The organism is Methylomonas sp. TEB (assembly GCF_047777895.1).
Taxonomy (GTDB): Bacteria; Pseudomonadota; Gammaproteobacteria; order Methylococcales; family Methylomonadaceae; genus Methylomonas.
In genome coordinates this window covers 1,569,963-1,596,760 of sequence record NZ_CP180476.1, presented here as the reverse complement: position 1 = coordinate 1,596,760, position 26,798 = coordinate 1,569,963, and the positions used below count along the sequence as shown (strand labels likewise).

Here is a 26,798-nt window from a genome sequence, read left to right as displayed (position 1 = left end):
GCACAGCCGCCCCCTGACCTCTGCTAATTATTTGGACAACTACCCACAGCTAAGGAAACAGCATCGAAACAACCGGATTCGCCAGGATCGACATGACGGCTTTGCCGACCACTATTGGCAAAGGCCACGTACGGAAATACTTCCTGATAGCTTCTGTCGTTGGTGTTAACGCCATCGGCGACCCGGTTATTCGGGAAGCTGTTGAATGCCGGATTCAACACCCCAACCACCGCTTGCGCGGCAATATCGGTCACATCATCGGACACCCGCCGCCCGTTCGGAAAGCCGGCGCTATCGCCCGCCAGAAATGCCATGCGTTTGCGGGCGCTGACAGGCGCGGGGCCGATGCCGGTGTTCAAGCGCAGCAAATCCGCCACTGGTCCACGTTGGGCTGAAGAACAGCCGGGGCAAATGGGCGCCGCATAAAACACCAAGGGGCCCAGATCAAAACTAGGATTGGCCGGATTTACCCTGGGCGGCGCCGGAATCGGCACCGCACCGCCGTATGCGGCGTTGACGACTCTGGCCAATAACGGATCCAACACATAACCGGCAAAACTAGCGTCGTCCTTGGGTTCGCTCATACTGAACCGGTCTTTGTCGCCGGTACCGATTAACACCTCATTGACAAAGGGATTACCCATGCGCTGAATCTGCACATAGGCATTGGCGAGTTTAGGCTTGCCGCCTGGTCTGTCTGCATACGCTTTGGTGCGCGGCCGCGAAGTGATGGCATAAGTGCCGATCACCGCCAAGGCCTCGCCGACGCTATGTTGCTTGCCGTCTTGGGTGAGCATGGCGATAGGCAATTCGATAGCGATGGAATTAACGTTGTAACCGGCCACATCGTCCGACGCGAAGTTTTGGTTTTCCGCATCATTTTGGTTCTCGGCAAACACGCCCGGCACACCGGCGCCGGACGCGCCGGACCGGAAATTAAAGGTATCGAAAGTCGCGCCCAAATCGATGTAAAACGGATCGTCGACGGTACCGGCAAACACGCTAACGCCGCCGCCTAAATCATAAATTCCCTGGCTGGCCAGATTCTGATAGTTGGGCATGGTGCGCGGTCCGACGTTGGATGGCACCGCGAATAATTTTTGTTGATTGGTCAGATCAATGACTTGCCGATTGGCGCCTTTCCCCTTGATCAGCGTGACCGTATAACTCTGCCGCAAACCCAATCCTTCCGAGCCAGGGCCATCCAATGCGGTAATGGCCGGCGGCACGATCAAGCTGCCTGGCGCGACCGGAGCCGGCGAATTGGCCGGGGCGACAATGCCGGTGCCGGCGCCGACAAAACCGGTAAACACGCCGGGCAAACGGTTCTCGGTTTTAAACCTGAACTGCAGCGTAATGTCTTCGTCGGCGTCAAAATTGTTATCCACCTTCATTTCATACAGAACTTCCGGATCGAACGGAAAATAATTCGGGCCGTTGCTGGGTTCCAGCAAGGGATCGACATTCAGAATCATCGTCACCTTGCTGGGATCGTTATAGCTGACAAAAGCGTACCAATCGGTGATGTCGGCCTTGGTATCGAGTGCGGTTAATGGTGCTTCGCGGTGATTGGCAGCGTCAACGGACGGTAGGCCGCCCATCAACAATAAAGCGCTGGCGAACATGGTCAGCGGCCAACGGCTATAGTGGTGTAAGTCTTTCATAATCTAATTCCTCGTTAATTAAAGTCGCAGCTTCAGCCAGCTGCGTTAGGGAATACGCGGTAAGTCGGCAAACGGATGCCGGAAAATGCGATTTATGCCAAACGGGCCTGGCTTGCCGCATCGGCTCGCGCTGTGGATCTAGCCTTGCCCAGCCGGCCACCGAGCAAAAACAAGCCGGACAAACTCAGCAGCATCAGCGTTGGCGGTTCCGGCACACTGGCGATCTGGGCGTTGGCGACGTTGAGAATGTGTAGATCCCAAGCCGCCGTGCGATTCGCTTCCACCGGATCGCCATTGCTATCGGTTAACGAACCTTCGCAAAACCGGCCATTGGAACAACCGAAGGCGGCGGTAAATTGCGGATCGGCGTCCCGTAAAAAACCGTCGGCCAGCGAGGTGCTGACCGAAAAGTTATCGTATTGAGTCAAGGTCGCCAGGTAATTCCCGGCGACCAGATTAATGGCCAGATAACTGTCGAATTCGCCGTAATTGAAATTAACTCCGTTCGACAATTGGCTGCCGCCCAAACCGCCATCGTCTTGCTCGGCCAATTGGTTGCCGGCGCCGTCCCACAGCGTCAAAATCGGATCGAAACCTCCGCCCAGCCAGGACGAGGTAAACAAGGTCACCGTACCGGGCGAGCCGAGCGAAAAGGCAAAGCTCAGCTTATCGTTATCGTTGGCAAAGTTACCGTTAAAATCAAAGTCAGCGGCCTCAACCGCTGTCGCTGCGGTCAGGCAGGCGCCCAACAACGCAACCGGAAATAGCTTTTTCATCGTGGCTTCCTCTAAGTCTGTGGTTAGAAATGGCAAGCCAGCGGCAAATGGCCACATTCGGATGGTGAGGCTTGGCATTCGCGCCGGCTTGTGATGACTGATACGCGGCAAACTCGGCAGTGGATGCAAAACAGGTAAAAATATTTGCGGCAGTGTTTGTACAACGAGCTTGGTTCGTACTTGGCACATAAGCATCTTTCGATAGCGAACCACACGGTTATTAACCCCGTACAAAATCGGCCGCTTGACTATTTGCCACGCGCAAACGGCTGTTTTATAGTGGATCGACCACAATTTCTAATACCTGATCCCCTTAAATGCGGCCACCAATCTTGGCAAACCAAGAAAAATCCACATGCCTTATGTCGCCTGATTCACACTTTGAGCGCTATGCAAACATCACCGTGCATCCAAACCAAGCAATGCAGCGTATAGCTTTTCAACGGACACGAGAGCGATGACGGATAGCGATTTGGACGAAGACGAGAACCGGCAACCAGCAACACCTGCCGACGAAACCTTATTGCGAGAATGGATAGCCGGCGTCGTGGATCAGGATCAAGCCGCGCTGGGCAAGTTGTACGACACCTTGGTCGATCAGGTCTACGGTTTGGCGTTGCGGATCACCCGGCGGACGCAGTGCGCGGAGGAAGTGGTGCAAGATACGTTCTGGCAGATCTGGCGGCAGGCACCGCGCTTCGATGCCGAACGCGGTTTGGTAAAAGCCTGGGTGATGACGATGGCCCGCAGCCGAGCACTGGACGCCTTGCGGCAGTTGGACGGCAATCTAAGCGAGCTGGAACCGGAGGCGCTGGCGCTGATCGAAGCCCCAGCCGACCAAATGCCACCGGATTTACTATCGGCAGTACAGCAAGGCCATCGCTTGCAAACGGCCCTGGCGGCTTTGGAGCCCTTGCCCCGACAATTGGTGTCGCTGGCATTTTTCCGGGGTTTGAGCCACGACGAAATCGCCGTCTGCAGCGGTTTGCCCCTGGGTACCGTGAAATCGCATATCCGCCGGGCGTTGCAGACGATGCAACAATTATTGACAGCCGATGCCGGCGAGGTTAACTAAGCAATATGACAAACAAATTCCCGCCTTTGGATAGCACAGACGCCGCCGGCTTGCAGCAGCTTGAAACGCTGTTGGCTGACGGTTTGGCGCCGATTCCGGTTGCCGGCGCACGCCGCACGGCGCTACGCCAAGGCCTGATGGCGCAAGTCACGGCCAGCCTTGCCAAACAGGCCGGCTTACTCACCGTGCGCGCCAGACACGGCACCTGGCAAACCCTGAAGGCCGGCATCCGCGTCAAACCACTTTGGGACGGCGGCCGGCAAGGCCATTCGGTGTTGATCGAATTCACTCCCGGCGCCAGCCTGATACCGCATCGGCACAACTGTCTGGAAGAAGGCATTGTGCTGCGCGGCGATTTGCAGATGGGCGACTTGCAGCTCGGTCCGTTGGATTACCACGCCTCGCCGGCCGGCAGTCGGCACGGCGGGATAAGTTCGACGAATGGCGCATTGGCCTATTTGCGCGGTACGTCGCTGGGCGATAACCGCGAGGTATTACGGGAAGTGTTGGGCGGTCTGCTGCCGTTTGGCAAGACTGAGTCGTTTAGCGTGTTTACCAAGCAAATAGACGACTGGCAGGAAATAGCCCCCGGCGTCTGGAAAAAACCGCTGTGGCAGGACGGGGAACGCGAATCCGGTTTTTACCGCCTGGAAGCCGGCGCCAAATGCCCGGCACACGGCCATCGGCTGGAAGAGGAATGCATGATGCTGGACGGCGATTTGTTTATCGACGACCTCTTGCTGCGCGCCGGCGACTACCAATTGGCGCCGGCCGGCAGCGCGCACCGCGAGGTGTATACCGACGTTGGTGCGACGCTGTTCGTGCGCGGCGGCAGAGATTACTGACCGGTTTATCCGCGCCGGAATGCCCTGGCGGCTTAGCCTTAGTTGATGTCCTGACTGTTTAAATAGTCTTCATAGTTACCGCTGAAATCGACGATGCCGTTCGGCGTCAATTCGATGATGCGGGTCGCCAGTGAGGACACAAACTCGCGGTCGTGGCTGACGAAAATCAGCGTACCGGGATAATTTTCCAAAGCCGCGTTCAACGATTCAATCGATTCCATATCCAAATGGTTGGTGGGTTCGTCCAACACCATCACGTTGTTTTTTTGCAGAATCAATTTGCCGAACAACATCCGGCCTTGCTCACCACCGGAAATCACTTTCACGGATTTGTTGATTTCGTCATTGGAAAACAGCAACCGCCCCAGCGTGCCGCGTATGGTCTGATCATCGTCCGATTCCTTGCGCCATTGGCCCATCCATTCGATCAGCGGCATGTCTTCGGCAAAATCCTCGGCGTGATCCTGGGCGAAATAGCCGACGTCGGCATTCTCCGCCCATTTCACTTCGCCGCTGTCCGGCGTCAAATCGCCGACCAGGGTTTTTAATAAAGTCGATTTACCGATACCGTTCGGGCCGATCACCGCCACCCGCTCGCCGACCGCGATCATCATGTTCAAGTTTTTGAACAAGGGTTCCGCACCGTAGCCTTTGGCCAAATCTTTAGCTTCCACCGCCAAACGGTACAGCTTTTTAGTTTGATCGAAACGAATAAACGGATTGACCCGGCTGGACGGTTTGACTTCGTCGAGCTTGATTTTCTCCAACTGCCGCGCCCGCGAAGTAGCCTGTTTGGCTTTGGAAGCGTTCGCGGAAAAGCGCGCCACAAAGGTTTGCAGTTCCGCGATCTGGGCTTTTTTCTTAGCATTGCCGGCCAGCAATTGCTCGCGTACCTGGGTCACGGCGGTCATGTAATCGTCGTAATTGCCCGGATACACCCGCAATTCGCCGTAATCCAGATCGGCCATGTGGGTGCAGACGCTGTTCAGGAAATGCCGGTCATGCGAGATGATCACCATCGTCGAGTTGCGCTCGTTAAGAACATTTTCCAGCCAGCGGATGGTGTTGATGTCCAAGTTGTTGGTCGGCTCGTCGAGCAGCATGATGTCGGGATTGGAGAACAAAGCTTGTGCCAGCAACACCCGCAGTTTCCAGCCCGGCGCAACCGCGCTCATCGGCCCGTTGTGTTGTTCCAGCGGGATGTCCAAACCCAGCAATAACTCGCCAGCCCGTGCTTCGGCAGTGTAGCCGCCGAATTCGGCGAATACCGTTTCCAGATCGGCGGCGCGCATGTAATCGTCTTCGCTGGCTTCCATATTGGCATAGATGGCGTCGCGCTCGGACATCGCAGCCCACATTTCGGCGTGGCCCATCATCACCACGTCCAGCACTCTTTGCTCTTCGTAGGCAAATTGGTTTTGGCGCAAGATACCCACGCGCTCGTTGGCGTCTATGCTGACGTTGCCCGAGGTGGGTTCCAAGTCGCCGCTGAGGATTTTCATGAAGGTAGACTTGCCGCAGCCGTTGGCGCCGATCAAGCCGTAACGGTTGCCGTTGCCGAATTTGACGGAAACGTTTTCAAACAGGGGCTTAGCCCCGAATTGCATGGTGATATTGGCGGTAGAAATCAAGAGAGTGTCCGAAGATTAAGAGTAAAAAGAGCGTCGCCGCCGCTTGAAGCTTGTGACGAAATAAATGAGTTGGCGCGAAAATCGGTTATTTTACCAGACTTTAATCGACGATCATTTACCGTAATGTGTCACTGACTATCCCCACATGAACGCACTGCCCGCCACGACAGAACAAATTTACCCCATCTTGTATAGTTTCCGCCGCTGTCCCTATGCGATGCGGGCACGTTTGGCCATTGCCGTATCGGGATTAAGCGTCGCGCTCAGAGAAATCGAGCTCGGCAATAAACCGGAGACGATGCTGGCTATTTCGCCGAAAGGCACGGTGCCGGTGCTGTTCTTGCCCGAAGGCCGAGTCATCGAACAAAGTCTGGATATTATGCGGTGGGCCTTGGCGCAACACGATCCGCAAAACTGGCTAAACCAAGCGCCGGAAGATACGCAGCGATTAATCGACTGGAACGACGGCGATTTCAAATACTATTTAGACCGTTACAAATACGCGGACCGCTATCCGGAACAAACACCAGCCGATTATCGTCAACAAGGCGAGGTGTTTTTAGCCGAGCTGGAAACACGCTTGCAGCGGCACAAATTCTTATGCGGCGAGTCTTTCAGCCTAGCGGATGCCGCCACCCTACCGTTTATCCGCCAGTTTGCCGCAGTGGATAATGCGTGGTTTGAAAGTTCGCCGTATCCAGCCCTGCAACAATGGCTGAACACTTTTTTAAGGTCCAATCTGTTTGCAGCGGTTATGCAAAAATACCCGCCCTGGAACGTTGACGACCCGCTAGTCCTTTTCAGGTACGAGACCGGCCTCGTCCCATTTCAATAGGTGCCCGACATGTTAAAAATTTACAGAAAAACCATCCGCATCGACGGCTCCGGCGCACATCCTCGCCTGGAATCGCCTCCACAAAGTAAGCTGTCCAATCTGCTGAGTATTCCGGCGATGATTGCCGGCGCGGTATTGGGCACCGTGGTGTTTTCCGCGTTTTTTGCCTTGCTGCTGATTCCGGTAGCGATCATCGGCATCAGAGGCTGGTGGTTGCTACGAAAGCTGAAAAATGCCCAGGTTGACGGACAAAGTCTGGAAGCTGAATCTACCGTGGTGTCAGACCCGGCAAAAACCTCCAAGTCGGACTGAGAAATCGCCTGCTTAGGTACAAAAAAAGCCCCCACCTTGAGCGGGGTGGAGGCTGTGGAATGTGTAGCTTTACAACGAGGAGGTACTACGAAAAAACTTAAAATCGGACCGGTTTAGCCGCTTCGATATTGCTAAACAGGGAAGCAGCGCCAAAAAACAGAGTGGAAAGAACAAACTGACCGGACAGGAAGCTGAACATACCGGTTGCAAAAAACAATCCGGTGACGATGTCTTTATACAGATTGCTTGACTGGTTCATTTTTTCCGCCTTGACTGGGTTTCAGTCGATTCATTGAAGACGGTTTAACTATAAACCTTTGCTGTTTATTTACAATAAGGTATTTATTGCATGATTTGTTTCTTATTTTGAAACAAATTTAGTTACGCACCACCCTTCACCAGCCCAATTGAACCTCAACTCGGTTCAAACTTAAGCTACCGATATTGATGCAGGAGGATGTAGTCATGAGCCACCATTTAAATCTACTGCGCGCCATATTCCAGGATCCGCTTAGCGGTAACATCCATTGGCGGGAAATAGAATCGCTGTTGCATCACCTGGGCGCCAACCTGCAACCCAGCCATGGTGCGCGCTTTCACGTGATGCTGAATAATGTCGAAGGCGTGTTGCATCATCCACACCACAGCGGCATATGCACTAAACAGGAAGTCAAACATCTGCGCGAATATCTGGCAAGCGCCGGCATCAGTCCTTCCGCGTATGAAGAACAGCACAACAAACCACATTAGCCCAACGTCTGCCCTAAGGTTTTTAAGCATTTAACACGACCATGGTCCACAGCAAGGATTGAACGGAACGCCCGATGAAATGGATTACAAAAAGCGTATTGCTGGCGGTGTTGCTATTGCCTGTATTGTCCGGAATGGCGCTATGGCTGGCAATTGATGACGCGCCCAAATTACAAACCCGAGCCGACCTGACACCGGAACAAATTGCCCGCGGCAAATTGATTTTTCGGCAAAACGATCCGCGCCGTCTAAAATCCGGCGCGATCGCCCGAGTGGCACTGGATCAACAGGAATTGGACCTGGCGATCAATTATCTTGCCAATCAATACGCTAACGGCGTAGCGGGTTTACGGCTCTATCAAGGCCGCGCCCACATCGACGCCAGCTTGCCCTTACCTCGAAATCCTGTAGGCCAATATCTGAATTTGACGCTGGAGCTGAAGCAAACCAGTGACTTACCGGAAGTGGACCACCTGTCTTTGGGACAAGTCCGGCTGCCCGGCATGCTAGCCAAACCCTTGGTGAAATGGGCACTCAACACCTTGCAACCGGCAGCGGATCGGCAAGCCTTCGCCGATATTGTCAAGCATGTGCTGTTTCAACCGCAGCGCCTGACGGTAACCTATCGTTGGCAAGCTGACTTGCCCGGCAAATTGCGCGGCGCCCTGCTAACGCCTGATGACCAACAACGTCTGCAGGCTTATCAGCGACATTTAGCGGAACTAAGCCGGACAGATAACAAAAGCCTCAGTCTCACTGATTTCAGCAAGCCGCTGTTTCAGCTGGCCGCACAACGAAGCGCCAGCAACGACCCGATCCATGAGAACCGGGCATTGATTCTGATATTGACGCTTTATGCCAATCAACAGCGCCTGACGAAAATTCTCCCGGAATCCAGACTCTGGCCCCGCCCGATTTGGCGCCAAATAACGCTGAACGGCCGCGACGACCTAGCGAAACATTACCTGGTTTCGGCGATGCTGGCGGCTTATTCCGGCACCCCGTTGGCCGACGCGGTGGGTTTGTTTAAGGAAATAGAAGATTCGCGCGGCGGCAGCGGTTTTTCGTTTAACGACCTCGCCGCCGACCGGGCCGGCACGCGCATGGGCGAACAAGCTGTCGCCAGTCCGGCGCTGGCACGGAAAATCCAATCAATATTAGCCAACGCCGATGAAAATCAAATGATGCCGGCTACCGCCGATTTACCGGAATCACTAAGCGAAGCCGAGTTTATCCGCCGTTTTGGCGACACCGATGGCGAAACCTACAAACAACTGATGCAAGACATAGAACGGCGTATCGCGGCCTTGCCGGTGAACCGGGAATGATGGATGAGCGAAAATCTGGCTGGCCGGCGAAGCCACCGCAAACGGTTGGTGACTAACCCACGGCCACTTTTGCTCGCGCCAACAAGGCCGTAAACTCGTCGGCGGCCATCGGCTTGCCAAACAGATAACCCTGCGCCTCGTCGCAGTCGTTTCTTAACAAGTATTGCGCCTGCTGCTCAGTCTCCACGCCTTCCGCTATCACCTTGAATTTCAGAATCTTGGCGATGGAAATAATCACCATCACAATCGCGGCGGCGTCTGCGTCGTCGGGTATGTTCGCCACAAATGAGCGGTCGATTTTCAGCTTGTCGAAGGCAAACTGCTTGAGTTGGTTCAAACTGGAATAACCGGTGCCGAAATCGTCTATCGAAATTTGCAAGCCGGCTTCCCTGAGCTTGGCCAATATAGCCCGCTTCCGTCCCGGATTGCGGATGAACAAACTTTCCGTCAGCTCCAATTCCAGGTATTCGGCGGGCAAGCCGGTTTCATTGACGATGTCGATAACTTGCGCGACAAAGTCTTCCTGATCCAATTGCCGCGCCGAGACATTGACCGCCATCGTGAACGCCGGATAGCCGCTTTGCCGCCAAATTTGGCTCTGCCGGCACGCCTCGCCCAACACCCACGCACCTATCGCCTCGATCAGGCCGATTTCTTCGGCGACCGGAATGAATTGATCGGGCGGAATCAAGCCCAATTCAGGATGTCGCCAGCGGATCAGGGCCTCGGCGCCGACGATCCGCCCGGAATCCAGATCGATTTGCGGCTGGTAGTGAAGAAAAAATTCGTCGCGTTGCAGCGCCCGGCGTAAATCGCTTTCCAGGCGCAGCTTGGTCGACACGACGAATTCCATATTATCTTCATAAAAACAATAGGTATTGCCCTGCTCCTTGGCGCGGTACATCGCGGTATCGGCGTGTTTGATCAGCAAACCGCTGTCGGCGCCGTCGGCGGGATACAGCGAAATGCCGATACTGGAGCTGACGTAAAACTCTTGCTCCATCAACGCGAACGGCTGGGCGATGGCGATACGGATCTTGTCGGCGACGGCAGCGGCGACTTGCGGATTGCTGATATTTTCCAACAACAGCGTAAATTCGTCGCCGCCGAACCGGGACACCATGTCTTCCCGCCGCACACAGCCTTGAATCCGCTCTGCCGCGGCTTTCAACAACTGGTCGCCGACATCGTGCCCCAAAGTGTCGTTAGTCAGTTTGAATCTATCCAGATCCAGAAACAGCACGGCATGCAGCTGATTTTGATCAGCGCTGACGGCGATCACCGAGTTCAGCCGGTCGATGAATTGCGTGCGATTGGCCAGATTGGTCAAGGGATCGTGGTAAGCCAGGCGATTCAAGGTCCGCTGCGTCAGGCTGGCTTCCAACAAATGCGCGATACGCTTGCGCAGCACCGCGAAATGAATCGGCTTGGGAATGTAATCGTTAGCCCCTATCGAAAAAGCCAATTCCACCGAATGGTCGTTTTCCAAAGCGGTAATCATCAGTATCGGCACCTCCGCCCCATGGGGCAGCGCGCGAATTTTGCGGCAGGCCTCAAAACCGTCCATTTCCGGCATCATCGCGTCCATCAAGATCAAATCCGCCATTTGCCGATGGCACAGCGCCAGCGCCTGCCGGCCGGTGCCGGCCAAATCCACCCGGTAGCCGTCCTTCTCCAAAACATCTTGCAAGGCAAACCGCATGGCTCTATCGTCGTCTGCCACCAAAATTCTGGGGCCGGCCTGTGGGAGCGGGTCAGCAGCCGTTTCCGCGCCCATTTCCAAACTCAACAGTTGTTCGATGAACCGGTATTCGTCGCGCAATTGCTGCAGTAAGGCCTCGCCGTTTTCAATCTGCGCTTCAGCCGCCTGCTCTTCCAGTTGCCGGGCGATCAGCGCCAGCTTTTCTGCGCCTAGGTTGCGGCTGGCACCTTTCAGGCCATGGGCCGATTCGCGTAATTGCGCGTGATTGTCCGTCGCCAGCGCCTGGGCGATTTGCTCGATTTGCGCCGACGCGTCTTCCAGATAATAGCCCACCATCTTCACAAAACCCTGGCCGATTTCCTCGCGCAATTGGCGTAAAACCGCGTGATCCAGCGCCTCCAGCGACGGCTCCGGCGAGAGCGGCTCGGCGGTCAGGCACGGCCGGCCCTCGAACCAACTCAGCAGTTTTTCCCGCAACGGCTTCAGCTTGATCGGTTTGGCCAGATAATCGTCCATCCCGGCCGCCAGACACAAATCGCTATCGCCTTGCTGAGCGTTGGCGGTCATCGCCACGATGGGCAGCCGGCCCAAGGGTTCAGGCAGCAGCCTGATGCGTCGAGTCGCCTCAAAGCCGTCCATAGTCGGCATGTGGCAGTCCATCAGGATCAAATCGAAAGCCTGATGCTCCAGCCAGGACAAGGCCTCGACGCCGGAACCGGCGATTTCGTAGCGGCAACCTAGCCGCTCCAGCATGCCCGCGGCCACCATTTGACTGGCACGGTTGTCTTCGACGATCAATATCCGCCGCCCGAGCACGACGCTTTGCTCGACCTCGGGCGCCAAGTCGGACGCGGGCTCTTGATAATCCTGACCGGCGGTTAATATGAAATCGTACAGTTTGGAAACCTGTACCGGTTTCGCCAACTGCGCGGCCACGTTTGGCAAGCGCGGCAGATTGACGGCATTAACGGGGTCGGACAGCAACACGATTTTGACATCGGCCAGCGCCGGATCGTCAACGATCATATCCACCCAAGTGGCATCGCCGGCATCTCTCAGATCGATGATGACAAAATGATACGCCTGGTCTTGATCATTGGCGGAACGCAACATATCCACGGCTTTGATGCCGTAGCCGCTATGCCGGTAGTGAATTTTCCAACGCGCCAGACTTTGCGCCAAAAACTGGCGCATTTTGTCGTTCTCGGTCACGACCAATATCCGCAGATTGGCGAAATAGGCTTGCCGAGCCTCAGAGATGCCCTCGGTACCGCGCGGCGGATTGAAGGGTACGGTAAACCAGAACGAACTACCTTGCCCTTCCCGGCTTTGGACGCCGATTTGCCCCCCCATCAGTTGCACCAACTGCCGGCAAATCGCCAATCCCAGGCCGGCGCCTTCGTAATGACGGGTCCTGGAGCCGTCGGCCTGGACAAAGGCATCAAAAATACTGGTTTGTGCCGCCTCGGGTATACCCATCCCGGTATCGGTCACGCAAAACCGCAACGGGATGGTATCGCTCTCCGCCGCTTCGGTGTGCACATCAATGGTGATGCCGCCTTGTTCGGTAAACTTCAGCGCATTGCCTACCAGATTAATCAGCACCTGCCGCACCCTGGACGCTTCGCCGTTCAACACCAGCGGTATATCGTCGGCTAGCGAGTAGGTGAGCTGCAGATTTTTTCGGTGCGCCTGCGCAGACATCAATTCCACGACTTCGTCCAAGGTTTCGTAAAGCACGAAGTCAACCGGCTGCCGCTTCATCATGCCGGATTCAATGCGCGAGAAATCCAGAATATCTTCGATTAACTTCAACAGTGCTTCGCCGGCGTTGCGGGCTACCATCGAGTATTCCAGTTGCTTCGGCGTCAACCCCATGTCCTGCAGCAACTCCAGCATACCCAGTACCGCATTCAGCGGCGTGCGCAGTTCGTGGCTGACATTGGCGGCAAACTCGCCCTTCAGGCGCGCCGATTCCAAAGCCGTGTCACGAGCCCGCTCCAACTGCTTTTCCCGGGTTTCCAACACCGCCATCATGGTGTTGAAGGCTTCACCCATTTCGATGATGTCGCGCGACCCGCTCAACCGGGCCCGCACGTTTTTCGCGCCGGCCGAGGCCTTACGCATCCTCAGCGCCAGTTGTTGAATCGGCAAAGTCAAGCGCCGCGACATCGCCAATAAAAACAGCAGAAACACCGTGGCCGAGCCGCTGGAGGCCATCAAAGTGGTCCAGCGAATTTTTTCTTTCATGACATTCAGCGATTGCTTGCCCATCACCAAGCGCACGTAGCCGACCAATTCCGGCGTCGGCGTTTGCGCCTCGAACGGTGACGCCTCTTGCTCCGCGGTGTTACGCGCGTATACCGGCGCGGCAAAATACCAGGCTTGTTCGTTCTCATGCACCAAGGCCAGGGATTCCGGCCAGCGCGCCGCGTCGGCAGCGGGCATGGCCGGTTCGCCGCGTTCGAATAAGGGCTCCAGGGCGTTGTTGTAAATGGCTACGCCGTGCACATCGGGAAACGCCAGAAAGCGTCGGGCCGGCTCCTCGGCATTCTCCCGGCTGGCATACAGCAAAGCCAGCGTGCTCTGTGCCGCAAAGGCTTCCGTGGATTGAAGGCCTTGGGCGACCCATTTATCGCGGACGATGTAGTAAGACAGCGTGGAAATGCCGAATGCCGACAGTATCGAGATCACTACCAGACCGAAACAAAAGGTCACGGCCAGCTGTTGCAGGAAGCTCGCCCGCTTGAACCTGGGCCATCGCAAACGCTTCATTGCGTTTAAGGGACCGGGAAAACCATCGCGAATTCGCGGCGTGTCTGACTGGAAAAACGCAAACCCAGATGTTCCGCGGTGCGTAAATTAACGGCCACCAGCAAATCCCGCAGCAATTCGACCGATTCAAACTTGCCGCCCGCCTGTACTTGCTGGACGGCCAGACCGGCCAAACTGCGGCCCATGCTGAAATTGTCCGGGTATAAGGAAAATAGTGCCCCTTTGCGCACATGGTCGAGATTGCTGGAAAACACCACGAAATTTTTCTCCCAGGCTTCGCGCAGTACTTCCGGTAACAAGGATTGCTCGTCCATGGCGGCGTTTTCGCGCGGCAGCCAGAGGGCAATAGAGTTGTCTTTAATCTCCAGCAAAATCTGCCGGAACTGATCCGAGGAATCGTGTAAGTTGCCGGTCGGTTGCGCCACCAGCGTCAAGCCACGTTCCAGAGCCGCCCGTCCGGCACGCTCGATCTCCCAGGCAGTTTGCCGAGGATCGTAGATCACGGTGATTTTTTTCACCTCCGGCACCAATTTTTTCAAATGGTCGAACATCGCTTCCGGGGCCGGCGTCAGACTGATACCGGCCAAGCCCTGCACCTCATCCGGCCGGATCATGGTCGCCCCTATCACCACCGGAAATTGGGAAGATACCGATTTGGCGACCGCCAAGCCGGCGCGGCCCAAAGTCACGACCACATCGATCCTGTCGTTTTTCAGGTCCTGAATCAATTTTTCGACGGACTTGTCGCGCTCGCTCAACAGGTAATGACCAACCGGCTTACCCAGCTCCTGTTCCATGCCGCGCGCGATCTCCATGAACACCGAGCGGTAGGGCTCGCGCACATCGGGATAAACGATGGCAACGGTCGGCGCTTGCGCCCAGGCGCCACCGCAAAAAGGCCACAGCAGACATAAGGCCAATCCGAGCTGAAAAAATAGTCTATAGAACAAAATGACTCCCGAACTACGGTGTAAACAAGACCCAAGCAACGGCGCCTCGGCTAAAAATGAAGACTGATTTCGCCGTAAAAACTGCGCGGCGCCAACGGCAAATCGTTGGGAATGGCGGCCGGATTGCCGGCCAGACTGGGTTCCCGGGCACTGACATCAAACAGATTGCGCACCGAAAACGCCACTTCCAGATGCTTGGCCAAATTCTGCCGGCGTAGCGTCACATCCACCCAAGTATAATCCGCGACCGGCTTGCGGGTATCGCCGAAACTACGATCACGGCCCACTATCCATTTCGCTTGCGGACTGAGTTGCCAATCGGGCAAAAACTCCCAATTCAGGCGCAGATAGACCTGATGATGCGGCGCATATCCGCTATCGCGGTCCAGAGCCTGGTCACGGCTACGTTGATAGGCATAGTTGCCGATAATTTTCAAAGTGTCGGCGGCCTGCCATTCCGCCTCCAGTTCGGTGCCGTAGCCTTGCTGGACACCGGTATTTTGCGCGGTCGAAGTGGTGGCATTGGCATCCGGTACAAAACGGATGATGTCCTTCCACCAAAAGTTAAAGAAATTCAAACCCAGGCGCAGGCTGTCCGTCGGCCGATAGTCGAAACCCAGTTCGACGTTTTCCATGGTTTCCGGGCGTAAGGCGGCATTACCGAGCTGCGCCGGGTTGTTGATGATATACATTTCTTGAAACGACGGCGCCCGAAACGCCGAACCGTACATCAGTTTTGCCGTTAAATCGTAGCGGGCTTCCCAGATCAAGGCCGCGCGCGGATTGAAGGTATTGCCGAAGTCCGAATAGCGGTCGTAGCGGGCACCGGCGGTCAAACTCCAGTCGTTGGCAAAATTCCATTGGTCTTGTAAAAACAGGTATGCCACTTTCCGGTCCACTTCCGGAATGAAGGTCGCGGAGGTGCCGGAGACGTCGGTCAGCGGAATCCCCGGCAGCGAAGGTATCGGCGCGCCAGTAGCGGGATCGATACCAAAATTCTGACTGACCCGCGCCTTGAACAGACTGTCGTAATTAAAACCGATGCCGCTGCGTAACTGATGTCCCTGAAAACCGCCGTAAGCAAAGGTCTGGCTGATACGGACATGGCGTTCCCACACCTCAGGGTTGCCAATGTAACCGTTGGGAAAAGTGACCGGCGCGCCGGCGCCGATCTGGCCGTTGGCGCCGATAGGCAAGGTAGTGCCGGCCGGAAATAGCGTCAGATTGCGCTCGATTTCCTGACTGGTTTCGAAATAGCTGGCTTGCGTCGTCAAATCCCAGTTTTCGATGTCGGCGTTATGGTAAGTGACGTCGGCGTTCCAACGGTCGCTGGCATAACGGTTGACCGGGTCCAGGGCTTGCGCGATACCGGAGCCGTTGCCGAAATCGCTGCGGTGTTGCAGCCCGCCGCGAAACCGCCAATGGCCGCGCGACAAATCCAATCGGGCGTCGAGATTGTCGCGCGACATGTTCAACGGCCCCGGCGCCAGCGAAGCACGGGTTCCCAACAAGCTATCAAACTGGCTTTGTAGGTCGGCATCGACGTTGGCGTCCTGCCCGGCAGTCTTGTGGTATTCGAAAGCCAAGGCAACGTCAAAGCCGGCCCATTCGCCGCCATGCAAGGCCCAGCCGTCATAGGTGTCGAAACTGCCGACCCGGCCACCGACCTCAGTACCTTCAATGTCCTGTTTGGTTTTGGTGATGACGTTGATTACCCCGGCGAAGGCATCGGCACCGTATACCGCCGATCCCGGCCCGCGCACAATTTCGATACGGGCGATGTCGCGGATCGGCATGCCGCCCCACACCTCGCTGCGGCTGCCGGTATAGGAATTGGTGATCGGGATGCCGTTAATCATCATCAGCACTTGCTGATTGAACTGCGAATAAATGCCGCGAAACGTGTAAATCGGGTTATAGCCTATCGTGTTGCGTTCGACGTGCAGGCCGGGCACGCTTTCCAACGCTTCGTCTATGTCGGTGGCGCCTATTTGTTTGATGTCGTCGGCCGTGATAACGGTGGCAATCGACGGGGCTTTGGAAATCGGTTGTTTGTAACCGCTGGCGATACTGACCATATCCTCGGTGCCGTAGATTTGCGACAAAGCTCTTTCTTCCTCTTCCGTGGAAACCGGTTGCGCATGCGCGGACACACTGATCAGGCAAGCGCAACAAGTGACAAACAGCGGGCGGACCAACATGGCTAACTCCAGTTTGGAATTCTAGTTATTTCGGAAGTTATGCATTAACACTGGGGCTAATTTTGCCGAAGGATACCAAGGAGCGGGCGATGTTTGTTAATTTTCAGCCTATCGATTAACTCAGATCAATTCTTCCAGGTTTTCCGGCACAGCCGAAAGGATAGCAGAGACAAGCAAATCCGGGCCGACGATACCGCTGGGCAGGCTAGCGATTGTGGGGTGACCCGGCCCTGTTTGCCACAGGCGCGGGGGACCGTCCACCCTCTTCTACCCGGTTGTTCCGGACGCAGCCAACAGACTCGGCTTGATCGGTATTTGCGGATTGGCCGATTAACAAGGCCACGATAACCCCCGCCAAGATGCAAGACACGCCTTTCCAGAACGCCGCCGGATTGCGTTCCAGCAATGCCGAACCGGTTTTGGTCAAAAACGCCGGGTTGGGATGGCGTAAGTCAAAAATGAATTCGGATAAATCTTCGTAGCGCTTATACGGATCGGGATGCGCGGCCTTGCGGATCGCATCATCCACCCAGCTCGGAATATCCCGGTTGCGATACAAAGTAGCGTCGTAATTGAGTTTGTTCTGTGCGGCCCGAGATTTGCATTTGGCCACTTCCGCCCCGTAAGGCAGTTTGCCGGTCAGCATTTGATAGGTAATCACTGCTAAGGAAAACTGCTCCGAGCGCACCGTGCCCGGCTCGCCCAGAAAATACTCCGGCGCGGTATATTGCGCGGTACCGAGAATAGCATTGCCGCCGATGGGTGCGCCCATCTCCATGACGCCGGCGACCCTAGTTGAACCGAAGTCGATGATTTTAACGGTGCCGGTACTGTCTATCATGATGTTGTCCGGTCGCAAATCCTGATGCAGCATTTCCAGCCTATGAAAGCCGCGCAAGCCCTTGGCGATTTGTTCGACGATGCCGCGCACGGTTTCCAGATCAGGTTGCGGATGATCGATCATCCACTGTTTCAGAGTCTGGCCGTCGATAAATTCCGTCGCCACATAGAGAAAATTGCGTTTGCGCGTCTGCGCGCACGGCTGCAACACATGGGCGTTATTGATACGACGGGCAATCCAGTCTTCCATCAGAAAGCGCTCCAGATACGCCGGATCGCCGCGCAAGTCTATGGACGGGGTTTTAAGCACCACCTGCGCCTGGGTGTCGTTGTCCACCGCCAAGTAGATATGGCTGCGGCTGCTGGCGTGCAATTGGCGGACGATGGTGTAGCCATCAAACTCCATCCTGGCGTCCAACGGCGGTGGAAACGGCAAGTCGGTTAAAGACTGATACAACTCGTTGGCGCTGGGTAGCGGCAGTTGGTCGATACGCACAATCTGCACGGTCAGATTATCGCTGCTGCCATTTGCGTAGGCCGCCTCGACGATGTTTTTTGCGGCAGCGTCCAGATCGTCGCCGGCTTGCAGGATAGTTTGGGTAACGAAGCGCGGGCTGACGTATTCGTAGACGCCGTCGGTCGCCAGCACAAAGATGTCGCCCAAGCTGACAGTCAGCGTTTGATAGTCGATTTCCAGATGCGAGTCCATGCCCATGGCTCGGCTCAGATAGCTTTTTTCCTGAGACAGCCACAAACGGTGGTCGTGGGTCAGCTGTTCCAGTTCGCCGCCGCTTACCCGGTAAATCCGCGTATCACCGACAGAAAAAAGATGTGCGGTGGCGGATTTAATCACCAGCGCGCTCAAGGTGCAGACATAGCCGCGATCCATGTCATAGCAATCGCGGCTTTGCCGGGTTTGCGCATACAGCCAGGAATTGGTGGCCGTCAGCACCCGTTGCACCGACTTCTTCACCGACCAAGCTTCCGAGGTGCAAAAATAATCCGCCAAAAACCCGGTCACCGCCGCCTGACTGGCGATGTGGCTAACCTCGCTACTGCTGATGCCGTCAGCCAACGCGATGGCAATGCCTTTGGCGCTTAACTGCGGTTCCTTGGCGATATAAACGCCATGAAAATCCTGATTCAGCGGCTTGCGGCCCTTGTCGGAATATTGGCCGACTGTAATGCTTAATTTCCCGGACATGGTTTAAAGCACGGCAGCCTCAATAACTCTTGTAAGGCAGAAATTTCCCGCTCATGACGATCTTTACGCGATCACCTTTCGGATCGGGCTCACGCTGCAAGTCCATACTAAAATCGATGGCGCTCATGATGCCGTCGCCGAATTCTTCGTGGATTAAGGCCTTAAACGTGGTGCCGTAGACATTCACCAATTCGTAGAAACGGTAAATCAACGGGTCGGTCGGCACAGCGCTGGGTAGCGAACCTTTGTACGGCACTACCTGCAGCTGAGCGATGGCCGCGGGCGGCAACTCCAGCAACGCGCCGATGGTCGCGGCTTGCTCGGCGTTTAAAGTCATCTGCCCCAGCAATGCGGCGGTGGTCCATTCCTTACTTAAACCAATCGCTTCGGCCAGTTGCGCCCAGCTCAATTGCTTGGCCAGTTTTTGCGTAACGACCAACTCGGTCACTTCGTTGCGTGTCATGTTTAACTCCTTAGCTTGGTTAACAGCGAGAAAAAGCCCCGTGCTCAGCGGCATCGGGGCCGGATCGCTTGGCGCTTAGTTGAAAGAGCGCTTCGGCGCAGTTTTGACATGCGTGGAATACAGCGTCAAACCGGTAAACGCCAAACCGCCGACCAGATTACCCAACACGGTGGGGATCTCGTTCCAGACAAAATAATCCATGATCGAAAAATTACCGCCCATGATCAAACCGGAGGGGAACAAAAACATGTTCACCACCGAGTGTTCGAAGGTCATACCAAAGAACAGCATGATAGGCATCCACATTGCGATCACCTTACCGCTGACCGAGGTGGAAATCATCGCCCCGACCACGCCGGTGGATACCATCCAGTTGCAGAGCATGCCGCGGATAAAAATGGTAAACCATCCTGCCAGACCGTATTTGGCATAGCCCAGGGTCCGCGCTTCGCCGATGCCGGCCAGTTTTTTGCCGACCGCGTCGGCTTCGACTGAAAAACCATAGGTAAACACCACCGCCATCATAAACGCCACCGTCAAGGCACCGAGAAAATTGCCTAAAAACACCAAGCCCCAGTTTCTGAGGATGCCGCCAACGGTCACGCCGGCGCGTTTATCCAGCAAGGCCAGCGGCGTCAATACAAACACGCCGGTCAGCAAATCAAACCCCAATAAATACAACATGCAAAAACCGACCGGGAACAAAATCGCGCCAAAGATCGGCGAGTTGGTTTGCACGGTAATCGACACCGCAAATACCGCCGCCAAAGCCAGGATCGCCCCGGCCATGTAAGCGCGGATTAACGTGTCGCGGGTAGACATGAAGATTTTGGATTCACCGGCATCGACCATCTTTGTGACGAATTCCGAAGGGATCAGATAGGACATAACTCACCTTTAAATTGTGGGAACGACTTGAATGTCGGTGGTTATCAAGCACCGACATTCGTTTGATTAAGCCTGTATGCGCAAGCTAAAGTTCCCTTGGAAACGGCGTGTTTGTGATCAGCGAAAGTCCTGAAGGGATAAAAGCAGGACAACGGCCGAGCAAACAGTATTGCGGGTTATAAAACCAGCAACATTTCAACGCCGTTGTTGAAGGGAACCGAGGGTGCGCCATTGCACCGGGGAACTTGCAGCACGGATTGTGCCAGCGCTTTGAATGCAGGTTTGACAAGCTTTGCACTGCCAACCTCAGCAACCCAAACCCGCATCGCGCACCAAAACGGACCGCCAACGCACCAAAACAGGAAAACGCACATCTGAGACAAGTCCGAAGGCAGATGCGAAGCCAGTATCAAACATCAGCTTCTGGCACCGGTTTCTAACGACTATTTTCAGCAAAAACACCGAGTAGCGGCTATGCTTCGCCGACATTTGTCCAGTAACCGCTTCTAACGTCACCGCCTTATTTAGCCGAGCCTATGCCATCGTCGTCGCTTAATAAAAAACTGGTTCTTACTTACAGCGCTTGGAGACAACTGCTTGCGCTACTGGGATTAGCGCTGGCCTTCCTGATGGCTTGGGCGGGATTTCTAAGTAATTTTTTCATTGTCGAAGTTAGTTTTATTTTATTCGGCGCTTATGCCGCTTGGGCGCTGCTTGGCATCATCTCGACTCAATCGATTACGCTGTATCCCGACAAAATCGTCAAACGCAGCTGGCTCGGCCAAACTACTATTCCAACCCATGCCTTGCTAGTAGCCGATAGCCAGGATCAGGGAAATGCGAAATCCTGGCGCTTTTTTCACGGCTCCAACAAAAACCAACGTGAGTCTATTCAAATAGCAGGCAATTTTTTGTCGGCGGAGCTGCGACTATGGGTGGATTCGTATCGACGTAACATCTATCGGCTCGGCAGCTTTTCCAGCAGCCCGCTGAGTAGCAACAGCGCCGTCTGCGTGGAGTTCGATAAAGCGGTGTCGTCCTTCCGCTTCATGGCCGTGCTGACCGCCGTCTATCTGCTGGTATATGTGATCTATGCAACGATGCTGTACTGGCAACATCCGGTCTTTGCCGGTTACGCGCCGCAATTACCGGCGTGGCCGGTGCGCTTGTTATTTGTAGCGATTGCCTTGGCGGCCTATCCGCTATTGCAAACCCTGGCCAAGCCGCCCGCTGGCGTACCGAACTATACCTTACGCGTGGCGCAGGCCCAGCAACGGGCCTTCCGTTCCGCATTAATCGCCAATGGCGTGGCCTGGCTGGGCTTACCGCTGTTTCTACTGTGCGGCAACAGGCTGGATTTTTATCTGCTGTTGTCGATAGGCGCGCTTTATCACTACGACTTTTATCCCCGGCTATCCACCTGGGAAAGCGTATTGCAAGCCGCACCGGAAACCCGGCCGGTGCAAGCGACAGTCCCTCGGCGTTCCATGCAGGTGTCGCTGGCCTTGTTGGGCGGCTTATCGCTAGCCAATTATCACGGGAACCCCGACGATTTTCGGATACGCCAACAAGATTGCGTAGACGACCAGGGCAATCCGATTGAATGCCGAAGTAGCGGTGGCCATGGCGGCGGCTCGAGTTCCCGTTATAGCGGTAACGGCAGCGCGGACAGCCATAGTTCGGTCAGGCGCGGCGGCTTCGGTTTCTTCGGTGGTTCGCACAGTTCCTTCGGCGGCTAAGCATGCAACGGATAGAACTAAGGCCACGCGCCGATTGGCAGCAGCGGGTCGAAGCCGTTGGGATGAATTATCACACCCTGGACGGCGATGTTTATTGGGACGAATCGGCCTGCTATCGCTTCACGGTCAGCCAGATCGATATGCTCGACGACGTCACCGCCGAATTGCATGCGCTGTGTCTACAAGCGGTTCAGTCCATCATAGACCGCAAGTTGTTCAAGCAACTGCTGATTCCGGATTGGGCCGTGCCCTATATCGTCGACTCTTGGGAGCGCCGCGAACCCAGTATTTACGGCCGCTTCGATCTGGCCTGGGACGGCAGCGGCCAACCCAAATTACTGGAATACAACGCCGACACGCCCACCGCGTTGCTGGAAGCCGGCGTGGTGCAATGGTTCTGGTTGCGGGATTGCTATCCGGACGCCGATCAATTCAATTCGATACACGAAAAACTGCTGGTCTTTTGGCAACAGTACCGGCAGCACCAGCCCAACCTGCATTTTGCCGGCGTCGACAGCAGCGACGAAGACAGCGGCAATCTGGAATATCTGCGCGACACCGCCGTGCAAGCCGGCCTGCAAACCCAACGCCTGGCTATCGAACAAATCGGCTGGGACGCCAACCGGCAACGCTTTGTCGATCTGCGCAATAACCCCATCCGCGCGCTCTTCAAGCTTTATCCCTGGGAATGGCTGTTGCAAGAAGAGTTTGGCCCTTACTTGCCGCAAGCCCAGCCGGCGATGCTGGAACCGCCCTGGAAACTGCTGCTCAGCAATAAAGGCCTGTTGCCTATTTTGTGGGAGCTGTTTCCCGGCCACCCCAATCTGCTGGAGGCCAGCTTCGCCGACCAACCGCTGCTGGGCGATTATGTACGCAAACCGCTGTATTCCCGCGAAGGCGCCAACATCCAGATTCGCCGGGGTGCCAGCCTCGTCGAAACCGGCGGCAGTTACGGCGGCGAGGCCTGCATTTTTCAACGCTATACGCCGCTGCCCGAGTTTGCAGGCAATTTCCCGGTGATCGGCTCCTGGATCATCGCCGATCAACCCGCCGGCATCGGCATCCGTGAAGACAAAACCGAAATCACCGGCAACAATAGCCGCTTCATCCCGCATTATTTCGTCGAGAATTGACTATGGAATCGCTAGACCTCTCTCACATCCTGGCCGGCGCCAACGGCTTTTTTCTGCATTTTGTCGCGGCCGCCGCGCTAACCGGCGCGTTTGCTTTCTGCTATCTGTGGATTACGCCCTACGCTGAATTCAAGCTGATCCGCGAGGGCAAATCCGCGCCGGCCCTGGCGTTTAGCGCCGCGTTGCTGGGCTTTGTATTGGCGCTGTCCGGGGCTATCGCCAACAGCGTGTCGTTTATCGATATGTTGATCTGGGCCGGCATTGCTTTATTTTTGCAAGTGCTGGTGTTTGTTGGGCTGCGGCTGGCCTTTGCAGATCTATGTAAACGCATCGCCGACGATGAACTGGGGCCGGCCATCGTGCTGGCCGGCTTTGCGCTGGCGGCAGGCTTGTTAAGCGCGGCTTGCATGACCTATTGACGCCGTGACTGCCGCCAAACGCATCTTGATCGTCGAGGACGAACCGGCGATTGCCGATACCTTGATTTATGTGCTGAATCAAAGCGGTTATCAAACCGAACATGTCGACCTGCTGCAAACAGCCTTGAGCCGATTGCAAACTGCCTCATTCGCCCTCGCGATTTTCGATGTCGGCCTACCGGACGGCAACGGTTTTGACTTGTGCCGGCAGTTGCGTCGATTCTCGGATATTCCGGTGATTTTTCTGACCGCGCACGGTGACGAAATCGACCGCATCGTTGGCTTGGAAATCGGCGCCGACGACTATGTCACCAAGCCGTTCAGCCCGCGCGAAGTGGCGGCCAGAGTGGGCGTGATTCTGCGCAGACTGGGAGCGTCCAATCCAACGCCGGCACCAAACTCGCCGTTTGACCTAGATAGCCAAGCCGGCCGCATCCGCTATTGCGGACAATTGCTGAATTTGACCCGTTACGAATTTTTGTTGCTGAAACTATTCATCGAACACCCAGAGCGGATTTTCTCCCGCGAACAACTGTTGGAAAGAATCTGGCAAGACCCCGGCGATGTGTTCGACCGCACCGTCGATACTCATATCAAAACCCTGCGCGCCAAACTGCGCTCGGCCGCCGCCGATCAAGATCCGATACGCACGCATCGCGGCCTGGGTTATAGCTTGCAAAGCCGATGAAGTTATCGGTACGTTTATTTCTGGGCTACTTCCTGCTGGTGGCCGTGACCGGGCAACTGGTGTTAATGCTGGTGGTGAAGCAAATCGGCCCCGGCGTGCGTACCGCGCTGGAAGCCAGTTTGGTGGATACCGCTAACCTGCTGGCCGAGCTGGCCGCACCGGATTTGCGGCAAGACAGCATCGCCGACGGCCATTTCGCTCAAGCGGTCAAGCGCTACAGCAAGCGGCCGGTATCGGCGAGTATTTTCGGGTTTCCGAAACAAAGCCTGGATTACCGGGTTTATGTCACCGACGCGGCCGGCATCGTCCGTTTCGACTCGGCGGGAACGGCAATCGGCGAAAACTACTCGCGCTGGAACGATGTTTATCTGACTCTGCAAGGCCAATACGGCGCGCGCTCCTCGCAGGCCAATCCCGGTGACAAGACCAGCTCGACCATGCATGTCGCGGCACCGGTGCGCGACGGCGATAAATTGATCGGCGTGGTCACCGTCGCCTATCCCACCGCCCTGCTGCAACCCATTGTCGACGCCAGTAAGCATGCCATACAACGCGGGGCCTTCTGGCTGTTCGGCGGCGCTTTACTATTCGGCGCGATATTCAACTGGCGCTTGACCCGCGCCATCGATTTATTGGTCAGTTACGCCCGTAGCGTCGCGTCCGGCGGCAAAGCCAGCCCGCCCAAATTGCGCAGCGTCGAACTCTCCACGCTGGCACACGCGCTGGAAACCATGCGCCAGGAATTGGAAGGCAAACAATACGTCGAACGCTACGTGCAAACCTTGACTCATGAAATGAAAAGCCCGTTGGCCGCCATTCGGGGCGCGGCGGAATTGCTGGAAGATCCGCTACCCGACACCGACCGCCGTCGCTTCGCCGGTAATGCCCGCGAACAAGCCGAACGCCTGGACCAATTAATCGAACGACTACTGGGACTGGCGGAATTGGAGCAGCGCCAACAATTATCCGATCCACAGCTATTGGATTTAGGCGAATTACTGAATAGCGTCCTGGCCGAAAAAGCCCCGCAACTGCTGCAACTCAATTTGCACACCGCCGTGTCGGTAGACGAACCGCTGCCAGTGCTGGCTGAAGAGTTTTTATTGCGGCAGGCCATCTCCAATTTATTGGACAACGCCTTGGCCTTTGCCCCTGCCAAGTCCACAATCGAAATCGACGGCCGCCGCGACGACAAGCAAATCATCTTGCGCATCCGCGACCACGGCCCCGGCATACCCGACTACGCATTGGAACGTTTGTTCGAACGCTTTTACTCCCTGCCCCGCCCCCACAATGGCCGGAAGAGTACCGGGTTGGGCTTGGCCTTCGTTAAGGAAGTGGCTTTGTTGCATGGCGGCGAGATTCGAGTCGGCAATGCCTTTGGCGGCGGGGCGGAAGCGGTATTGCGTTTGGCTGATATTATGACGCTGCGCATATGAAGTCGAATTCGATTATTTGTCTACTCATCGCGCTAGGCCTACAGCAAATTGCTTATGGTGAAGATACATTTCCTCTCGGTACCAATTGCGCATTGAAAAAACCTCCTGAAAACGCTGGAGAATATCTTATACATGGCCGAACTATGAAAGTTTATCCTCGCGGTAAAGATATAGAAAACACCTACAATGGCTGCCAAATTGCATGGTTTTCGGTTGATAATGACTGGGAGATTTTTGGTATTAAACACTTTACGGAAGGATATTCAGACCGAATATGGGGACCTAGCAATTCTGGCATTAGGGTATTGGATTGTATTTATCAGAAAGGCCTGCTCGTGCAGGGAAATCTGCGTAGCTGCGCATCCAAATCTCAACCTATGCCTTCAATGCCATCTGGATGTGTGAAACGGAAGCGAGCTGATGGATACTTTCCTGAAGATTGCCGATTACGAATAGATTGTCCGCTGATGCACACCGTCGAATAGGCTTGCCGGTATACTTCGTTTTCTGGCTTTTGGTCTTCCGGCAAATGACGCTATCGCTGATGCTCTCTTAGCAAACAGAAACTTTCCAATAAACTCCTAGGGCTATCGTTGAAACAGAACACTAAATCTACTGTTGAATATGGAGACCGGAGCCTCTTGATAGTCCCATTCGGCGCCCTGCCTGCGACATTTTTGATGTTTGCGATCACCCTATTAACTCCTGACTTTGAGCCACGGTACTTAGGGATTTTATGGTCCACTACAGCTACACTTGGTGCAGTTGGTTTGTGGCTCGCAGTATTTCAAAATCCTCGGGAGTCTAATATTCGAAGCGCCGTCACCTTTACTTTCCTTATTGCCGAACTAATTGCTGATAGCCCGTTTCTTTACGAAAAGGTGATGTCCTTTTTTACGGTTACCCCTCAATCATTTTCGGCAAAAGACTTTCTTGACCTGGGAAAGTGGTGCTCTATTGCAACATTCTTCGGGCCGGCGATTTGTGCCTCTTATTACTGTTGCCACTATATCGCAGCCAGGCGGGCCAGAGTGCGCGAAGTGTTCCCTAACAATTTAGCTTCGATTTGTCACGCAACCACTATCGCCAACCCGCCCTAGACATCACTTGTTTCCAGCCAGCAACAATCCGGTCTTTAACG

General features: G+C 55.3%; 22 protein-coding genes. 12 read left to right on the top strand and 10 right to left on the bottom strand.

Annotated features, from left to right (window positions below; genetic code table 11):
* Positions 1-23: 23 nt before the first annotated feature.
* Together ACMXD4_RS07255 and ACMXD4_RS07250 are read right to left on the bottom strand one after the other, a co-directional pair.
* Positions 24-1,664 (bottom strand): DUF4331 domain-containing protein, encoded by a 1,641-nt coding sequence (locus tag ACMXD4_RS07255; protein ID WP_415880312.1) that lies wholly within the window; start codon positions 1,662-1,664, stop codon positions 24-26.
* Positions 1,665-1,756: 92 nt separating this feature from the next.
* Positions 1,757-2,440: a DVUA0089 family protein gene (locus ACMXD4_RS07250; RefSeq protein WP_415880311.1), complete on the bottom strand. Its 684-nt coding sequence runs from the start codon at positions 2,438-2,440 to the stop codon at positions 1,757-1,759.
* A gap of 457 nt (positions 2,441-2,897) precedes the next feature.
* On the opposite strand from ACMXD4_RS07250, the gene ACMXD4_RS07245 reads away from it, so the two are divergent.
* Positions 2,898-3,515, top strand: coding sequence for a sigma-70 family RNA polymerase sigma factor (locus ACMXD4_RS07245; RefSeq protein ID WP_415880310.1), 618 nt, complete (start codon positions 2,898-2,900; stop codon positions 3,513-3,515).
* A gap of 5 nt (positions 3,516-3,520) precedes the next feature.
* Positions 3,521-4,360 carry a cupin domain-containing protein gene (locus tag ACMXD4_RS07240; protein ID WP_415880309.1) on the top strand — a complete coding sequence of 280 codons (840 nt, stop codon included), beginning with the start codon at positions 3,521-3,523 and terminating at the stop codon, positions 4,358-4,360.
* A gap of 38 nt (positions 4,361-4,398) precedes the next feature.
* On the opposite strand, the gene ACMXD4_RS07235 is transcribed toward ACMXD4_RS07240, so the two are convergent.
* Positions 4,399-5,991, bottom strand: a complete 1,593-nt coding sequence (locus ACMXD4_RS07235; protein WP_171696036.1) for an ABC-F family ATPase — start codon at positions 5,989-5,991, stop codon at positions 4,399-4,401.
* Positions 5,992-6,136: 145 nt separating this feature from the next.
* Here ACMXD4_RS07235 and ACMXD4_RS07230 point away from each other — a divergent pair, with 145 nt between their 5' ends.
* Entirely contained in the window at positions 6,137-6,826 is a 690-nt protein-coding gene (locus tag ACMXD4_RS07230) for a glutathione S-transferase (RefSeq protein WP_171696037.1), read from the top strand.
* Between the two features lie 9 nt (positions 6,827-6,835).
* A complete protein-coding gene (locus tag ACMXD4_RS07225) occupies positions 6,836-7,138 on the top strand; it encodes a hypothetical protein (protein WP_415880308.1) in 303 nt (100 codons plus the stop codon).
* A gap of 97 nt (positions 7,139-7,235) precedes the next feature.
* On the opposite strand, the gene ACMXD4_RS07220 is transcribed toward ACMXD4_RS07225, so the two are convergent.
* A complete protein-coding gene (locus ACMXD4_RS07220) occupies positions 7,236-7,397 on the bottom strand; it encodes a hypothetical protein (protein WP_171696039.1) in 162 nt (53 codons plus the stop codon).
* 206 nt (positions 7,398-7,603) lie between these two features.
* Between ACMXD4_RS07220 and ACMXD4_RS07215 the strand changes: the two genes are divergently transcribed.
* Positions 7,604-7,888: a type II toxin-antitoxin system HicA family toxin gene (locus ACMXD4_RS07215; protein ID WP_171696040.1), complete on the top strand. Its 285-nt coding sequence runs from the start codon at positions 7,604-7,606 to the stop codon at positions 7,886-7,888.
* Positions 7,889-7,962: 74 nt separating this feature from the next.
* Complete coding sequence (locus ACMXD4_RS07210; RefSeq protein WP_415880307.1) at positions 7,963-9,216, top strand: hypothetical protein; 1,254 nt, start codon at positions 7,963-7,965, stop codon at positions 9,214-9,216.
* 52 nt (positions 9,217-9,268) lie between these two features.
* Here ACMXD4_RS07210 and ACMXD4_RS07205 read toward each other — a convergent pair whose 3' ends face one another.
* From ACMXD4_RS07205 to ACMXD4_RS07180, 6 genes are all read right to left on the bottom strand, one after another.
* Complete coding sequence (locus ACMXD4_RS07205; protein WP_415880306.1) at positions 9,269-13,693, bottom strand: EAL domain-containing protein; 4,425 nt, start codon at positions 13,691-13,693, stop codon at positions 9,269-9,271.
* Positions 13,694-13,698: 5 nt separating this feature from the next.
* Positions 13,699-14,643 carry an ABC transporter substrate-binding protein gene (locus ACMXD4_RS07200; RefSeq protein WP_033155487.1) on the bottom strand — a complete coding sequence of 315 codons (945 nt, stop codon included), beginning with the start codon at positions 14,641-14,643 and terminating at the stop codon, positions 13,699-13,701.
* A gap of 50 nt (positions 14,644-14,693) precedes the next feature.
* Positions 14,694-16,844, bottom strand: a complete 2,151-nt coding sequence (locus ACMXD4_RS07195; RefSeq protein ID WP_415880305.1) for a TonB-dependent receptor plug domain-containing protein — start codon at positions 16,842-16,844, stop codon at positions 14,694-14,696.
* A 205-nt stretch (positions 16,845-17,049) separates the two neighbouring features.
* Positions 17,050-18,888: a protein kinase domain-containing protein gene (locus ACMXD4_RS07190; protein WP_415880304.1), complete on the bottom strand. Its 1,839-nt coding sequence runs from the start codon at positions 18,886-18,888 to the stop codon at positions 17,050-17,052.
* Positions 18,889-18,907: 19 nt separating this feature from the next.
* The gene (gene cynS, locus ACMXD4_RS07185; protein WP_415880303.1) at positions 18,908-19,351 is read right to left on the bottom strand and encodes a cyanase; all 444 of its coding nucleotides are present in this window, start codon (positions 19,349-19,351) and stop codon (positions 18,908-18,910) included.
* Positions 19,352-19,426: 75 nt separating this feature from the next.
* The gene (locus ACMXD4_RS07180) at positions 19,427-20,239 is read right to left on the bottom strand and encodes a formate/nitrite transporter family protein (RefSeq protein WP_415880302.1); all 813 of its coding nucleotides are present in this window, start codon (positions 20,237-20,239) and stop codon (positions 19,427-19,429) included.
* A 536-nt stretch (positions 20,240-20,775) separates the two neighbouring features.
* Between ACMXD4_RS07180 and ACMXD4_RS07175 the strand changes: the two genes are divergently transcribed.
* From ACMXD4_RS07175 to ACMXD4_RS07150, 6 genes are all read left to right on the top strand, one after another.
* On the top strand, positions 20,776-21,978 hold the full coding sequence (locus tag ACMXD4_RS07175) for a hypothetical protein (RefSeq protein WP_415880301.1): 1,203 nt from the start codon (positions 20,776-20,778) through the stop codon (positions 21,976-21,978).
* Between the two features lie 2 nt (positions 21,979-21,980).
* On the top strand, positions 21,981-23,111 hold the full coding sequence (locus ACMXD4_RS07170) for a glutathionylspermidine synthase family protein (RefSeq protein WP_415880300.1): 1,131 nt from the start codon (positions 21,981-21,983) through the stop codon (positions 23,109-23,111).
* Positions 23,112-23,113: 2 nt separating this feature from the next.
* On the top strand, positions 23,114-23,530 hold the full coding sequence (locus ACMXD4_RS07165) for a DUF350 domain-containing protein (RefSeq protein WP_415880299.1): 417 nt from the start codon (positions 23,114-23,116) through the stop codon (positions 23,528-23,530).
* A gap of 4 nt (positions 23,531-23,534) precedes the next feature.
* Positions 23,535-24,218, top strand: a complete 684-nt coding sequence (creB, locus tag ACMXD4_RS07160) for a two-component system response regulator CreB (RefSeq protein ID WP_415880298.1) — start codon at positions 23,535-23,537, stop codon at positions 24,216-24,218.
* Positions 24,215-25,657: a two-component system sensor histidine kinase CreC gene (gene creC, locus ACMXD4_RS07155; RefSeq protein ID WP_415880297.1), complete on the top strand. Its 1,443-nt coding sequence runs from the start codon at positions 24,215-24,217 to the stop codon at positions 25,655-25,657. Before creB ends, creC begins: the two co-directional genes overlap by 4 nt.
* Before the next feature lie 593 nt (positions 25,658-26,250).
* On the top strand, positions 26,251-26,757 hold the full coding sequence (locus ACMXD4_RS07150) for a hypothetical protein (protein WP_415880296.1): 507 nt from the start codon (positions 26,251-26,253) through the stop codon (positions 26,755-26,757).
* Positions 26,758-26,798 lie beyond the last annotated feature (41 nt).

Excerpts from the sequence above, each read along its gene's own strand:
- ACMXD4_RS07255 (WP_415880312.1), bottom strand. The coding sequence starts at position 1,664 with ATGAAAGACTTACACCACTATAGCCGTTGGCCGCTGACCATGTTCGCC.
- ACMXD4_RS07250 (WP_415880311.1), bottom strand. The coding sequence starts at position 2,440 with ATGAAAAAGCTATTTCCGGTTGCGTTGTTGGGCGCCTGCCTGACCGCA.
- ACMXD4_RS07245 (WP_415880310.1), top strand. The coding sequence starts at position 2,898 with ATGACGGATAGCGATTTGGACGAAGACGAGAACCGGCAACCAGCAACA.
- ACMXD4_RS07240 (WP_415880309.1), top strand. The coding sequence starts at position 3,521 with ATGACAAACAAATTCCCGCCTTTGGATAGCACAGACGCCGCCGGCTTG.
- ACMXD4_RS07230 (WP_171696037.1), top strand. The coding sequence starts at position 6,137 with ATGAACGCACTGCCCGCCACGACAGAACAAATTTACCCCATCTTGTAT.
- ACMXD4_RS07225 (WP_415880308.1), top strand. The coding sequence starts at position 6,836 with ATGTTAAAAATTTACAGAAAAACCATCCGCATCGACGGCTCCGGCGCA.
- ACMXD4_RS07220 (WP_171696039.1), bottom strand. The coding sequence starts at position 7,397 with ATGAACCAGTCAAGCAATCTGTATAAAGACATCGTCACCGGATTGTTT.
- ACMXD4_RS07215 (WP_171696040.1), top strand. The coding sequence starts at position 7,604 with ATGAGCCACCATTTAAATCTACTGCGCGCCATATTCCAGGATCCGCTT.
- ACMXD4_RS07210 (WP_415880307.1), top strand. The coding sequence starts at position 7,963 with ATGAAATGGATTACAAAAAGCGTATTGCTGGCGGTGTTGCTATTGCCT.
- ACMXD4_RS07205 (WP_415880306.1), bottom strand. The coding sequence starts at position 13,693 with ATGAAGCGTTTGCGATGGCCCAGGTTCAAGCGGGCGAGCTTCCTGCAA.
- ACMXD4_RS07195 (WP_415880305.1), bottom strand. The coding sequence starts at position 16,844 with ATGTTGGTCCGCCCGCTGTTTGTCACTTGTTGCGCTTGCCTGATCAGT.
- ACMXD4_RS07190 (WP_415880304.1), bottom strand. The coding sequence starts at position 18,888 with ATGTCCGGGAAATTAAGCATTACAGTCGGCCAATATTCCGACAAGGGC.
- cynS (WP_415880303.1), bottom strand. The coding sequence starts at position 19,351 with ATGACACGCAACGAAGTGACCGAGTTGGTCGTTACGCAAAAACTGGCC.
- ACMXD4_RS07180 (WP_415880302.1), bottom strand. The coding sequence starts at position 20,239 with ATGTCCTATCTGATCCCTTCGGAATTCGTCACAAAGATGGTCGATGCC.
- ACMXD4_RS07175 (WP_415880301.1), top strand. The coding sequence starts at position 20,776 with ATGCCATCGTCGTCGCTTAATAAAAAACTGGTTCTTACTTACAGCGCT.
- ACMXD4_RS07170 (WP_415880300.1), top strand. The coding sequence starts at position 21,981 with ATGCAACGGATAGAACTAAGGCCACGCGCCGATTGGCAGCAGCGGGTC.
- ACMXD4_RS07165 (WP_415880299.1), top strand. The coding sequence starts at position 23,114 with ATGGAATCGCTAGACCTCTCTCACATCCTGGCCGGCGCCAACGGCTTT.
- creC (WP_415880297.1), top strand. The coding sequence starts at position 24,215 with ATGAAGTTATCGGTACGTTTATTTCTGGGCTACTTCCTGCTGGTGGCC.